The organism is Microbacterium sp. 67-17, from assembly GCF_001898325.1.
Lineage (GTDB): Bacteria > Actinomycetota > Actinomycetes > Actinomycetales > Microbacteriaceae > Microbacterium > Microbacterium schleiferi.
Window position 1 is genome coordinate 1 of sequence record NZ_MKTR01000007.1, and the last position, 13204, is coordinate 13204.

Below are 13204 nucleotides of genomic sequence, written 5' to 3' on the forward strand. Positions count from 1 at the left end.
CGACGCCTGCGCTCCTCGCGCTCCGGACTGATAGCCATGGTCTCCATGATGTTCTCCTTCGAGGTGAACCCCACTCACACAGACCATCTGACACCCCCCACCGTTGTGCCAAGGCCACCACACGGTGAGACACCACGGCGGGTGGATCATCACCCACCTCGATGACGGGTCACTGGAATGGGTATCCCCACACGGGCGCCGGTATGTCGTGAAACCGGAACGGCACCTCCCCACGTTCTACCCCAACGCAGCATAAGCTCCATTACTCAGTCGAGGACGTTCGGCCGCGCGCCACAATGCTCGGGATGACTCGCTCCGCGAGCGACGACGGGCTCAGCACCTGGCGCTCGGTACCGCGCTGATGCATGCGACCCCGTCGGTAGCGAACCGGTCTCTTCCTCGGGCGCCGGGCGGAGCAACGCTGCCGCTCCGTTACGCTTCGGTCATGACTTCTGGCCCTGGTGCCGCCGGTTCCTTCGGTCGCGCGGCCGACCAACCAGTCATCGAGTCCGACCTCAGCGGTGTGCGCCACAAGCTCGCCAGAGCGATGAAGGAGGCGCGATCGCTAGAGATGGCTGTCTCCCAGTGGAAAGCCAGCACCACATTCGGTGTTGGGCTTGAGCCCTCCGCCGAGTCGCGATCCACGCTTGATCACGTCATTGAGATGTCACGCTCGTTCCCGCATGATCAGTGGTCCACGCTCTTTGGCGAGATCGGCTACTTAGCGCGGAGCAGCCTGGATAACGTGCATACGCTTCTAGCGTCGCGGGTCTCTGCCGGAGCGAAACTCCCCGCCAGAACGGCGTTCCCAATCACCACGAGCGAGGAACTCTGGACTGCCTGGGCGGAGCGACACCTCATGCTGCCCGGATGGGTGCTTAATCGCTACTACGTCACGCAGCCGTTTCGAAATCAGTATCACGGGCTCAGAGGACTTCACTGGGCGAACAATAAAGACAAGCACGTGTGGTTGCGAGATGTGCGTGTCGCGGTCGTCGGCGACGTCGACTTCGGTGGATTCGCAGTTGAAGGCCGCGTTGACGAAGGCGACCTGCGGCTGGCGCTGCGACCAGGGTCCAACGTTTTCTCGCGCGGAACAAGGCGGATTGTCGCAAGCTCCTTTGACGTAGGCCACCCCGTCCTTGAATCGACTTCGCCGGGTAAAGCTGAAGTCGAGGTAGAGCTTCTCTTCGATGTCGGGTACGCGGAGTACAAGCTTCCTGAGGTCGCCGAGCTTGTGCGTCGAGTAGGGGATGTCGTCGACTATGTCGCGCTAGGAGATGTGCGCGCTCTGCACCGATACTTTCGAGCGCCCAGCTTTGTCACGCAATCGGCTCCAGGCGATCAGGGTGGGAGCAGTCGATCACTTTCAGAGGGTGCGCCGCTGCCCGAGTAGAGTGCCGTCATGGTGTCGCTTGCTCAGTCCCTGGCGGATGCGAAACAACCGGCTCCTGACGCCGCCACCTATTGGCGCAGACAAACGGATGCGATAGCCGACGTTTCCGGCCCCGTGGCGACCCTGCACCTCGGGGCCCTCCGGCACAACGCGCTCGACATGGCGGTGCGCGCGGCGGGCGTCCCGATCCGCGTCGCGAGCAAGTCCATTCGTGTGCGGGAAGCCATCGACGCGACCCTCGCGCTCCCCGGCTATGCCGGGATTCTCGCTTTCACGCTGCCCGAAGCGCTCTGGCTCGCCGAAACTCATGACGACGTCGTTCTCGGATATCCGACCGTTGACCGCGCGGCGATCCTCGCCCTCGCCCAGAGCGAGGAGGCATGCACGCGCGTCACCCTCATGGTCGACGATCTCGCCCAGCTCGACGTTGTCGATGCCGTCGTGCCGCCGCGCGCGCGACCCGCGATCCGTCTCGCGATCGACGCCGACGCGTCCTGGCGCGCCCCCGCGCTCGGTCACATCGGCGTGCGCCGCTCGCCCGTGCACGAGCCGGGGGAGGTGGCGAGCCTCGCGCGGGCAATCACCAGGCGCGACGGTTTCCGGCTCGTCGGGCTCATGATGTACGAGGCGCAGATCGCCGGCCAGGGGGATGCCACGGGATCCGGCGACGGACTCATCCGATGGATGCAGCAGCGTTCCTCCGCTGAGCTTCTGGAGCGGCGCGAGGCGATCGTCGCAGCGCTGCGCCCGATCGCCCCCCTCGAGTTCGTCAACGGCGGTGGAACCGGATCACTGGAGTTCACGGCATCCGACCAGGCTGTTACGGAAGTGACGGCGGGAAGCGGCCTGTTCGCCGGTCACCTGTTCGACGGATACCGCGTCTTCGCGCCCCAACCAGCGGCAGCCTTCTCGCTCGAGGTGGTGCGCAAGCCGACTCCCGACATCGCAACGGTGCTCGGCGGCGGATGGATCGCGTCAGGCCCGCCCGTCGCGTCGCGCCAGCCGAAGCCCGTGTGGCCGCAGGGTCTTCGCACACTTTCTCGCGAAGGAGCCGGGGAGGTGCAGACCCCGCTGCAGGGTGAAGCGGCTCGAAGCTTGAACGTCGGAGATCGGGTGTGGTTCCGGCACGCCAAGAGCGGGGAGCTCGCCGAGCGGGTCGAGCGCTATCTGCTCCTGGATGACGACACCGTCGTCGGCGAAGCACCGACGTATCGCGGCGAAGGGAAGGCGTTCCTGTGACACGACCCGGCGGTACATGGCAGAACTGGGGACGCTCGGCACGAGTGCGGCCGCAGAGCGTCGAGTTCCCGGCATCCGCGGATGCCGTGCAGCGCTCGGTAAAGGCGGCAATCACCCGCGGCCGACGCATCAAGGCGGTGGGCGCCGGGCACAGCTTCACGGGAATCGCTATCGCGCCCGACGTCCTGCTCGATCTCACCGATCTCTCGGGCCTCATGTCCGTCGACCACGAACGGCGTCGCGTGACGCTGCGCGCCGGAACGCGGTTGCACCAGATCCCGGGGATCCTCGCGCGCCACGGCCTGGCGATGCAGAACCTCGGAGACATTGACCGGCAGACGATAGCCGGTGCCATCTCGACCGGAACGCACGGGACGGGTGCTGCCTTCGGTGGGATCTCCACCCAGATCGTCGGCGCGACCCTCGTCACGGGAACCGGAGACATCCTGCGTGTCAGTGACACCGAGAACGCCGACCTCCTTCCGGCCGTCGCCCTCGGGCTCGGCGCCCTGGGCATCCTGGTCGACGTCACCGTCCAATGCGTCCCTGCCTTCGTTCTCGAAGCAACCGAGCGCCCGGAGCCCCTGGTGGACGTCCTGGATACCCTCGATGACCGAGTCGCGAGTACCGACCACTTCGAGTACTACTGGTTCCCGCACACGGATGTCGCGCTGACGAAGTCGAACACGCGTCTGCCCGAATCCGCTGTCCGCAAGCCCCTGCCGACGGTGGGGAAGTGGGTCGATGAGACACTGCTCGCGAACGGTGTGTACCGGGCGGTGTGTGCCGTTGGAGCGCAGGTGCCGGGCGTCGTGCCGCCGTTCTCTCGGCTCGCAGTCAAGCTCACCGGCAACCGCGACTACACGGACCGGTCCAACCGCGTCTTCACCCAGAGTCGCACGGTCCGCTTCCGCGAGATGGAGTACGCGCTGCCAGCCGCCGCCGTGCGTCCGGCATTCGACGAGATGCGGGCGCTCATTCGCGCTCGCGGATGGCGGATCTCCTTCCCGGTGGAAGTGCGTTTCGCCGCTGCCGACGATCGGTGGCTCTCAACCGCGTACGACCGCGATTCCGGCTACATTGCCGTGCACCGGTATTGGCGAGAAGACCCGACCGAGTATTTCACTGCCGTCGAGCAGATCATGCTCGAGCATGGCGGCAGGCCCCACTGGGGCAAGATGCATACGTTGGATGCCGACCTGCTGCGTGAGCGCTACCCCCGCTTCGACGATTTCGTCGCGCTGCGTGACCGGCTCGACCCGCGCCGCGCTTTCCAGAACACGTACCTGGAGCGGGTCCTCGGCGCCTGATCCAACCGCTGCGCCACCCGACGCACTCACAGTCAGTGGGCAGGCGAGTCCCCTAGGATGGGGGCCATGTGGGAGTGGCTGATCCCGGTTCTGATCGTCGTGGCGCTCATCGTCATCGTCGGTATCTATCTGTGGGCGACGTACAACTCGCTCGTGCAGCTCAATGTGCGCGTCGACGAGGCCTGGAGCGACATCACCGTCCAGCTCAAGCGTCGAGCCGACCTCATCCCTGGGCTGATCGAAACCGTCAAGGGCTATGCGGCCCATGAGCGTGCGGTTTTCGAGAACGTGACGCAGGCGCGAGCCGAGACACTTTCAGCATCCGGACCGGCAGAGGCGGGAGTTGCCGAGGGGCACGTGCAGCAAGCGCTGAAGTCGCTCTTTGCCGTTGCCGAGGCCTACCCTCAGCTCCAGGCCAGCACGAACTTCCTGCAGTTGCAGCAGGCGCTGGTCGACACTGAAGACAAGATCCAGGCATCCCGCCGCTTCTACAACGGTGGCGTTCGCGAGTTGAACACCAAGATCAAGGTCTTCCCGAACAACCTCTTCGCGAAGAACCTCGGGTTCACCGAGCGTGAGTTCTTCGAGGTCGTGGACGGGGCAGCGATCTCCGAGCCGCCTCGCATCCAGTTCTGATCGACCCCTGAGGTCGCATGTACAGCGCCATCGCGCGGAACAAGCGCAATACGTGGTTCATCCTCGTTCTGTTCGTCCTGGGCCTCGGGGCCATCGGGCTGCTGGCCGGATGGCTCATGGGCAACAACTGGTGGGTCACCGCTTTCGTGCTGATCTTCGCCGTCGGGTACGCCACCATCCAGTACTTCGCGGCCGACCGTGAGGCCCTCGCCCTCGCCGGCGCCACCGAGGTGTCCCGCGAAGAGGCGCCGCGCTACTACCGGCTCGTCGAGAACCTGTGCATCACGACCGGCACCCCGATGCCGCGCCTGTACGTTGTCGAGGATGCCGCCCCGAACGCCTTCGCCACCGGCCGCAAGCCCGAACAGGCTGCGATCACCGTGACAACGGGCCTGTTCGAGATCATGACCGACCGGGAACTCGAGGGTGTGCTGTCGCACGAGCTCGGCCACATCCGTAACTACGACATCCGGGTATCGCTCATCGTGTTCGGCCTCGTCGTGGCGGTGGGGCTGCTGGCCGACATCCTGATGCGGATGGCGTTCTTCGGCGGCCTGCGCCGCTCAGGGGGCAACAACAGCCAAGCGCAGCTGTTCTTCCTCATCTTCGGTGTCGTGGCAGCGATCGTCGCACCACTTCTCGCCGGTGCGGTCCAGGCCGCGATCTCGCGTCAACGCGAATACCTCGCCGATGCAACCGGCGCGCTCACGACCCGTGACCCAGACGGCCTCGCCTCGGCGCTGGCCAAGCTCGAGGAGCACGCTCGACCGCTCAGCCGTGAGAACACGTCGATGGCCCATCTGTGGTTCGCGAATCCACTCAGCGCCAAAGGCATGTCGCGCCTGTTCGCCACGCACCCCCCGATTCCGGACCGCATCGAACGCCTTCACACGATGGGCGGCCAGTTCTGAGATCGCCGCTGGCAGCTTCTGTCGGTCAGTCGACCGACAGAACGAGTTGGTTGCCGGTGAAGGCCACGCCGCCGCGCAGCGACCAATCGTCGGTGCGATAGGTGAACGTCCCCGCCGATCCGTCCCGGGTCGTGCCGGACGCCGTTGCGACGAGGACGCCGCCAGTGGCGGCAAAGCTCGACAGGTCCTCGGCGAACGCGAGCGTCGGCGCCGTCTCGACGCGGAACGCCACCGAGCTCAGCGTTGCGAGGTCGGCGGCCCACGGCACCCGGATGCCGCAGTCCTCGGGCACCACAGCGGCCGGAGCTGTGCAGGCATCAAGGTACGTCTGCACCTGCGTGGACGCCGCCTCGAGCGCGGTGCCGGAAAGCGCCGGTTGCAGTGCTGCTGTCGCGGCCGAGCCGGGTGCTACGGCCACTGTCGCCGCTCCGGTCAGGATACCGACGGGCGCGGGGAGAACATCGTAGAGGGCGGGCAGGAGCATGACTGGCTCGTCCACCGCGAAGACCCCTGTGCCGATCGCGGCGGCGTCACCGAGTGTCGAGGTGATCGTCAGCGTGCCGAGCCCGTCTGGGGAGACTTTCCACCCGGTCGGAGTCTGCTGAAGCATCAGCTCGCCGGAGCCGGAGACCGAATCAAGGGTGTAGGCGATCGACGCTGTAGCAGTCTCGCCATCCTCGATGACGTCTGTAACCGTGGCATCCGCGATCGTGGCGGTAGCCCCTGCGAACGCTGCTTCGATCATCGAGGTATCGAGGCTGTCGGAGGCGACGCGATCCAGCGCCGCGTCGGCGTCGCCGCCAGCCAGCGCACCGAGGTAAGCCTCGGCGACTGCTTGGGGTCCCGGCGGGCGTTGGAGAAGCCACAGCACGGCGCCGGCGACTGCAAGAAGCACGACTCCCGCCGCAATGACAGCGATCAAGGGGCCACGTTTCACACCCCCACGGTAGCGCCCCAGCACATCCGGTTCGCGGCATGTGCCAGTTCTAGACTGAACGGATGAGCACGTCCGACGACAAGCCCACGGGGTCGTTCTTCGACGCGATCCGGGACCGGCGCCGGGTTGTCACGGTGCAGCAACCGCGCGGCATCCCCTCGGGCTTCCAGCTCGCCGTCGCGTACGCATGGCGCTTCTTGGTCATCGCCGCGGCGATCGGTGTCGGGATCTGGCTCGTCATCCAGCTCAAGTTGCTGGTCATCCCGTTGCTGATCGCGATTCTGATCACAGCGCTCGTGTGGCCCGCGTTCTCCGGGATGCTGCGCCTGCGCTTCCCGCGATGGCTCGCCATCGCCATCACCGTCCTCGGCACGGCAGCCGTCGTCACCGGCTTGTTGTGGCTTGCGATCTGGCAGATCACGCGGGAGTGGTCGTCGGTACAGTTGCGTACGATCGAGGCAGTCCAGCAGTTCCGGCAGTATCTGATCGACGGTCCGCTCCACCTGACCGCGACCCAGATCGACGACCTGCTCGCGCAGGCCTGGACCTTCATCCAACAGCAGGCCGAGCTCCTGTGGTCGGGTGCGCTGGCGATCGGCACCACCGTCGGCCACGTCGCAACGGGCGCGCTGCTGACGATCTTCATCCTCCTTACGCTCCTCGCCGACGGGGCAGGGATCTGGCGCTGGACCACCCGGCTGTTCCCGCGCGCTGCGCGGCCCGCTGTCGATGGGGCAGGCCGTGCCGGTTGGGTGACCGTCGCCAACTATGCGCGGACCCAGTTGCTCGTCGCGACGATCGACGCGATCGGAATCGGTTTGGGGGCTTTCCTGCTCGGCGTTCCGCTCGCGATTCCCATCGCGGTGCTCGTGTTCCTTGGTTCCTTCATCCCCATCGTCGGTGCAGTCGTCACCGGCGCGCTCGCCGTTTTCTTGGCCCTCGTCTACAACGGACCCTGGATCGCGCTGTGGATGCTGGTGGTCGTGCTCGGCGTCCAGCAGCTGGAGGGCCACGTTCTCCAGCCGCTCCTCATGGGATCCGCCGTCAAGGTGCATCCGCTCGCCGTCGTCCTGGTGGTCGCCGGTGGCGCGCTGATAGCCGGCATCCCGGGAGCCCTCTTCGCCGTGCCCCTTGCCGCGTTCGTCAACGTCGTGGCGGTCTACCTCGGTGACCGTGCCTGGGAGACGGGCGCGAAACTCGACGCCCCCGACCTGATTTGGTCGACAGTTCCCCGCCCGAGGAGAATCAGCAAGTGAGCATCCCCACCCTGGCCGAGATCGAGGATGCTGCAGCAACTCTTTCGGGAGTCATCCGGCGCACCCCGATGGACGAGTCTCTGCACTTGACCGACCTCCTCGGCGTCCCTGTCGCACTCAAGCTCGAAAACCTCCAGCGGACCGGCTCCTTCAAGATCCGCGGTGCCGCGTATCGGCTGTCGAGGCTGACCGAGGATGAGCGGGCGCGCGGCGTCGTTGCTGCATCGGCGGGCAACCACGCCCAGGGGGTTGCGCTTGCCGCCCGTGAGCTCGGAATCCCGGCGACGATCTTCATGCCGCTCGGGGTGCCCGTCCCCAAACTCCTCGCCACTCGCGGCTATGGCGCTGACGTCATCCTCGAGGGTGCCACCGTCGAGACCCCGCTTCGCCTCGCGGCGGAGTTCGCGGAGCGCACCGGCGCCGTGCTGATCCACCCCTTCGACCACTCGGACATCATCACCGGGCAGGGAACCCTCGGTCTGGAACTGATGGACGACATGCCCGACCTTGACACCGTCATCATCGGGATCGGCGGCGGGGGATTGCTGTCGGGTGTCGCCGCCGCGGTGAAGGCCCGCGCTGCGGCAGTCGGCCGCACGGTGCGCGTCATCGGTGTGCAGGCCGAGAACTCTGCTGCCTATCCGGTCTCGCTTGCGGCCGGTCGCCCGATGGAGGTTGCCACCCGAGCCACGATCGCCGATGGAATCGCGGTCGCGCGGCCGGGGGATCTGCCCTTCGAGATCATCAGCCAGCTGGTGGATGAGGTCGTCACGGTGTCCGAGGACGACATCGCGCGGGCGCTGCTCGTGTTGCTCGAACGCGCGAAACAAGTCGTGGAGCCGGCGGGCGCCGTTGGCGTCGCCGCCATCCTCGCCGGCAAGGTCACGGCGCAGGGACCGACCGCCTGCGTGCTGTCCGGTGGCAACATCGACCCGCTGCTGCTGCAACGCGTCGTCGCACACGGACTGTCGGCATCCGGTCGCTACATGACGATGCGCATCCCGTTGCCTGATCGCCCTGGACAACTGGCCCGGGTCTCAGAACTGCTTGCGCTTGCGGGCGCCAACGTCATCGAAGTCCTGCACACCCGTCACGGGCAGGGCCTTCAGATCAGTGAGGTGATCCTGCAGTTGAGCGTCGAGACGCGCGGCGAGGAACACAGGGCGCACGTCATCGCGACGCTCGAGAACGCCGGGTTCGCCGTCCACGTCGACGCGGATTGACGCGGCGACCTACTGTCCGCCGTAGGTCTCGACCTTGACGATCTCGACCGCGATCTCCCGCCCGTTGGGTGCGGTGTACGACGTCTTGTCGCCTTCCTTCAGACCCAGAATGGCAGAACCGAGCGGCGAGGCCTCGCTGTAGACATCGAGCTCTGACCCGGCACCGATCTCGCGGTTACCGAGAAGGAAAACCTCTTCGCCACCGGCGACGACAGCGGTCACGACCGTGCCCGGCTCGACGACACCCGTGCTCTCGGGGGCGACGCCCACTGTGGCGTTCTTCAACAGGGCCTGGAGCGTGCGGATCCGAGCCTCCTGCTTGCCCTGCTCGTCCTTGGCGGCGTGGTAACCGCCGTTTTCCTTCAGGTCGCCCTCTTCGCGTGCAATCTCGATGCGCTTGGCGATCTCTTCACGGCCGACGGTTGACAGATGCTCGAGCTCGGCGTGGAGGCGGTCGAACGCCTCCTGGGTCAGGAAGGTCACCGGGGCATCGCTGGACACGAGCGTCTCCTTTCGTCGGCGCCGATATGGCAAGACGCCCCGGCAGCGCCAGGGCGTCGTGGAATTCGTCCCGCTAGATTACGTCACCCAGCAGGAGTTGATCAAACCCGTCGTCGCCGCCGCTGTTGTCGGGATCGTCTCGGCGAACGCACGCGTGTGCTCGCTCGACGGGGGAATCACCAGTACCCGCCAACCCACGATTCCGTGCTCTTCGTCCTGCGCCTCGAGGATGCACGCGACCTCTCGGTCCAGTGGCGCCGTGATCTGGAAACTCAGGCTCACGGTGCGGTCGTCGACCACGGTGAACCCGGTTGCGTCGGCATCCACGCTCTCGAGTGAGTTCGCCACCGTCATCCAGCCGAACCAGCCGATTATCGCAACCGCGACCACGATCCCGAGGATGACCACCCACCGCGGTGCACGTGCGCGTCGGCGTCCGTACCGATCGTCGAGCTTCGCTCGGATCGCGTCGTCAGAAGTGGGAGGTGCGGTCGTCATCGGGGGTGTCTCGTGAGTCGTTAGGCTGGAACTCCAGGCTAGACGCTGGCCAGCCGAAACGAGACATGATGCGCATTCTGATGGGGGCCGCTACCCCTGTTCCAAGCCCGTCCGAGACGGTCAACCCCGACCTTGTCACTCCGGGCCCGTGGGGCTTTCTGGTCATCGCACTGTTGGCGGTCGTCGTCATCCTGCTCATCACCGACATGATGCGCCGGATCCGTCGCGGCCGCGTGCGTGCCGACATCCGCGAAGAACTGGATGCCGAGGCTCGAGCGGAAGCCGGCGCGGACCCGGATTCAGCGACTGGCGACACTGACGGTGAGGCGCCCGAGCACGGAGCTCCCGAGCGGTCTTAGCCGTGCGGGGTCCTCGCTGGGGTAGTCCTAGCCGTGATAGGCGGGGCTGAGTCCGATGAGCAGGCACGCCGTCCAGTGGCACAGGAACGCGAGCACGGTGAACACGTGGAAGATTTCGTGGAATCCGAAGTGGCCGGGCCACGGGTTCGGGCGCTTGAGCGCGTACACGACAGCCCCGAGTGTGTAGAGGATTCCGCCCACCGCGACAAGCACCATCATGGCGGCGTTGGCCTGGAACAGCGGCACGATGTACATGACCGCGGCCCAGCCGAGCACCAGGTAGAGCGCCACGTACAGCCAGCGCGGAGCGTCTATCCAGAACACGCGGAACAGGATGCCGAGAATCGCCCCGCCCCAGACGAGGGAAAGCAGGATGACCGACTGACTTGTCGGTAGGGCGAGGACCGCGATCGGGGTGTACGTGCCAGCGATGAGCAGCAGGATGTTCGCGTGATCGATGCGCTTGAGCACCGCGCGGGTCTTCGGCTTCCACCGGAACCGGTGGTACAGGGCGGAGTTCCCGAACAGCAGCAGTGACGTCAGCATGAACACTGCTGCTGACCACTTCGCCGCTGCGCCCTGGGACAGGGCGATCAGGACGATACCGGCAGCGATGGCGATCGGGAAGGTGGCGGCGTGGATCCAGCCGCGCCACGAGGGCTTCAATTCCTCGGGAGTGACGGACGCGGCCTCTTCGATCAGCGGCAGTCGCGGCATCTCAGCGCCGTCGACGGACTCGTCCCACTCGGGGGCCGGGCGATCGGTCGGATGGTTCACGCCAGACGGGGTCACCCTGCGAGCCTACGGGCCCGAGTATTCCCGCGGGGGTACGCATCTCCTCGTGATCGCTCGCCATGCGAGGGCCGAGGGCAGGAGTAACGTGGCCGTGTGGCATCGGGAGTCGGAACAGCGCGTGGCAAAGGCCCGCTGTATCGGCTCTACACAGCTCGCCTCCGCCGCGAACTGACGCCGGAGAACATGCCGCATCACATCGCGATGATGATCGACGGCAACCGTCGGTGGGCGCGTCAGCTCGGCTACGAGACCGCCGCACACGGCCATCGAGCGGGTGCAGCGAAGATGCGCGAATTTCTGGAGTGGTGCGATGACCTCGGAGTCAAAGTCGTCTCGCTCTACCTGCTCTCGACCGACAATGTCCGCAAGCGCGATGCCGCCGAGCTCAACGATCTGCTGCAGATCATCGCCGAGCTTGCCGAGGAGATCTCGCGGGTTCGCGACTGGCGGGTCAAGCACGTGGGCAGGGCCGAGCTCCTTCCCCCTGAGCTCACCAGCGTGCTGCGTGCCGCGGAGGACCGGACAGCGGGAAACCCCGGCCTCCACGTGAATCTCGCGGTCGGTTACGGGGGGCGTTCCGAGATCGTGGATGCCGTCCGTAGCATCATCGCCGCCCACGATCGGGACGGCGGGTCCCTTGAGGAGCTTGCGGCGAGCCTCACGCCCGAGCAGATCGGTGAGCACCTCTACACCGGGGGGCAGGCCGATCCCGACCTCGTCATCCGAACCTCCGGAGAGCAACGGCTCAGCGACTTCCTGCTTTGGCAGAGCGCGCACAGCGAGTTCTACTTCATGGAGGCTCTCGGGCCTGACATTCGTGAGGTGGACTTTCTTCGCGCCCTGCGCAACTATGCGAGTCGGGAGCGTCGCTTCGGCGGCTGAGTGCCCCCAGCGCTCGCCCACGACCCTCCGGCAACGTGCCACAATGTGACCGTGACGGGTGACATCACAACGTATATCGAGTCCTTCGATTCCGAGCCCGGCTACCTCGACTGGGCGGCGTTCGGTCCGCTCTCTCCCAATGTTCGCAGCGAAGTTCACGCGGATGCCGAGCTGCTGGGAACGGGGCGCCGTTCGAGCGTCGACCTCGTCAATGAGCACGTCGACCAGTCGCGTGATCATGCGGCATCCGTGTTGGGCGTGCCGGCGGAGCAGATCGTCATCCAGCCCTCGACGAGCCACGGCCTGCAGCAGGCGATCTATGGCCTCAGGGGCACGCTCCTGCTCTCGCGTGCCGAGTATCCGGCTCTGACGATCGCGGCTGCGCGCGCCGAGGCGGCGCTCGGCACGATGCGAGCGGGGTGGCTCGATCCCGAGAACGGGTTCATGACTCCGGATGCCGTCCGCGACGCCCTCACCGATGAGGTCACGGCGATCGCCGTGAGCCTCGTGGACTTTCGCACCGGCTATCGCGTCGACCTCAGCGCCCTCCGCGACGTGATCGGGGATCGCCTGCTCATCGTCGACGCGATCCAGGGGCTCGGGATCGTGGACGCCGATTACGGTGCCGCCGATGTCGTCTGCGCGAACGGATACAAGTGGCTGCGCGCCGGACGGGGCACCGGGGTCGCCGCCTACAGCCCGCGCGCCGTCGATCGGCTGACCCCCGTGCTCTCGGGCTACGCCGGGGTCGCCGATGGACTGCCTGTGGATGAGGTCCCCGAGCCGTCACGCGATGCACGCGCCTTCATCGTCTCAAAGGCCGACTCGCTCGCGGCTGCCCGGCTGGGTAGCGCACTCCATGAGATTCACGAGGTCGGTGTGGCGACGATCGCCGCAGCCGTCGAGGCGCGGGCAACGCGGGTGATAGAGATCGCCGACGAGAACGCCGTCTCCGTGATCACCCCGCGAGAGTCCGAGCGTCGCGCGGGAATCGTGACCTTGGCTCCCGAACCGCAGGATGCGGCGCCTCTCGCTGCCGCCCTTGCGAACGCGGGAGTCACGATCACCCCTCGCGGCGGCACGATCCGTGTCTCGGCCCACGCCGGTACCGACGACGAATCGCTGGCACTGTTCGCCGCCACTCTCTCGGCCTACGTGGCGTCGCGCGCCTGGTAAAACCCGCGAGGAATTTACCTCGACGTAACGGGACCGACAGCGTGTCGATGCCAACGGCGCCCGATCCCCGTCGTACGTTCAACTC

General features: G+C 66.4%; 14 protein-coding genes. 10 read left to right on the forward strand and 4 right to left on the reverse strand.

What is annotated here, in order from left to right; genetic code table 11:
- Nucleotides 1-445 precede the first annotated feature (445 nt).
- From BGO47_RS02815 to BGO47_RS02835, 5 genes are all read left to right on the forward strand, one after another.
- Nucleotides 446-1396, forward strand: coding sequence for a hypothetical protein (locus tag BGO47_RS02815; RefSeq protein ID WP_292708363.1), 951 nt, complete (start codon nucleotides 446-448; stop codon nucleotides 1394-1396).
- Between the two features lie 9 nt (nucleotides 1397-1405).
- Nucleotides 1406-2635, forward strand: a complete 1230-nt coding sequence (locus BGO47_RS02820; RefSeq protein ID WP_292708365.1) for an alanine racemase — start codon at nucleotides 1406-1408, stop codon at nucleotides 2633-2635.
- Complete coding sequence (locus BGO47_RS02825) at nucleotides 2632-3945, forward strand: D-arabinono-1,4-lactone oxidase (protein ID WP_292708367.1); 1314 nt, start codon at nucleotides 2632-2634, stop codon at nucleotides 3943-3945. The genes BGO47_RS02820 and BGO47_RS02825 overlap by 4 nt, the downstream gene beginning before the upstream one ends.
- A gap of 66 nt (nucleotides 3946-4011) precedes the next feature.
- Nucleotides 4012-4581 (forward strand): LemA family protein, encoded by a 570-nt coding sequence (locus BGO47_RS02830; protein WP_292708368.1) that lies wholly within the window; start codon nucleotides 4012-4014, stop codon nucleotides 4579-4581.
- A 17-nt stretch (nucleotides 4582-4598) separates the two neighbouring features.
- On the forward strand, nucleotides 4599-5492 hold the full coding sequence (locus BGO47_RS02835) for a M48 family metalloprotease (RefSeq protein ID WP_292708370.1): 894 nt from the start codon (nucleotides 4599-4601) through the stop codon (nucleotides 5490-5492).
- A gap of 25 nt (nucleotides 5493-5517) precedes the next feature.
- Here BGO47_RS02835 and BGO47_RS02840 read toward each other — a convergent pair whose 3' ends face one another.
- Nucleotides 5518-6429 carry a hypothetical protein gene (locus tag BGO47_RS02840; protein WP_292708372.1) on the reverse strand — a complete coding sequence of 304 codons (912 nt, stop codon included), beginning with the start codon at nucleotides 6427-6429 and terminating at the stop codon, nucleotides 5518-5520.
- A gap of 62 nt (nucleotides 6430-6491) precedes the next feature.
- Here BGO47_RS02840 and BGO47_RS02845 point away from each other — a divergent pair, with 62 nt between their 5' ends.
- Both BGO47_RS02845 and ilvA read left to right on the forward strand, forming a co-directional pair.
- Nucleotides 6492-7685, forward strand: coding sequence for an AI-2E family transporter (locus BGO47_RS02845; RefSeq protein WP_292708374.1), 1194 nt, complete (start codon nucleotides 6492-6494; stop codon nucleotides 7683-7685).
- The gene (gene ilvA, locus BGO47_RS02850; protein ID WP_292708376.1) at nucleotides 7682-8908 is read left to right on the forward strand and encodes a threonine ammonia-lyase; all 1227 of its coding nucleotides are present in this window, start codon (nucleotides 7682-7684) and stop codon (nucleotides 8906-8908) included. The genes BGO47_RS02845 and ilvA overlap by 4 nt, the downstream gene beginning before the upstream one ends.
- 9 nt (nucleotides 8909-8917) lie before the next feature.
- Here ilvA and greA read toward each other — a convergent pair whose 3' ends face one another.
- On the reverse strand, nucleotides 8918-9409 hold the full coding sequence (greA, locus tag BGO47_RS02855) for a transcription elongation factor GreA (RefSeq protein WP_292708378.1): 492 nt from the start codon (nucleotides 9407-9409) through the stop codon (nucleotides 8918-8920).
- 78 nt (nucleotides 9410-9487) lie between these two features.
- Nucleotides 9488-9907, reverse strand: coding sequence for a DUF4307 domain-containing protein (locus BGO47_RS02860; RefSeq protein WP_292708380.1), 420 nt, complete (start codon nucleotides 9905-9907; stop codon nucleotides 9488-9490).
- A gap of 68 nt (nucleotides 9908-9975) precedes the next feature.
- Between BGO47_RS02860 and BGO47_RS02865 the strand changes: the two genes are divergently transcribed.
- The gene (locus BGO47_RS02865; protein ID WP_292708382.1) at nucleotides 9976-10266 is read left to right on the forward strand and encodes a hypothetical protein; all 291 of its coding nucleotides are present in this window, start codon (nucleotides 9976-9978) and stop codon (nucleotides 10264-10266) included.
- 27 nt (nucleotides 10267-10293) lie between these two features.
- Here the strand turns inward: BGO47_RS02865 and BGO47_RS02870 are convergent, their stop codons facing one another.
- Nucleotides 10294-10983 carry a hemolysin III family protein gene (locus BGO47_RS02870; RefSeq protein ID WP_292708666.1) on the reverse strand — a complete coding sequence of 230 codons (690 nt, stop codon included), beginning with the start codon at nucleotides 10981-10983 and terminating at the stop codon, nucleotides 10294-10296.
- Nucleotides 10984-11154: 171 nt separating this feature from the next.
- Between BGO47_RS02870 and BGO47_RS02875 the strand changes: the two genes are divergently transcribed.
- Entirely contained in the window at nucleotides 11155-11943 is a 789-nt protein-coding gene (locus tag BGO47_RS02875) for an isoprenyl transferase (RefSeq protein WP_292708384.1), read from the forward strand.
- A gap of 51 nt (nucleotides 11944-11994) precedes the next feature.
- Nucleotides 11995-13119, forward strand: coding sequence for an aminotransferase class V-fold PLP-dependent enzyme (locus BGO47_RS02880; protein WP_292708386.1), 1125 nt, complete (start codon nucleotides 11995-11997; stop codon nucleotides 13117-13119).
- Nucleotides 13120-13204 lie beyond the last annotated feature (85 nt).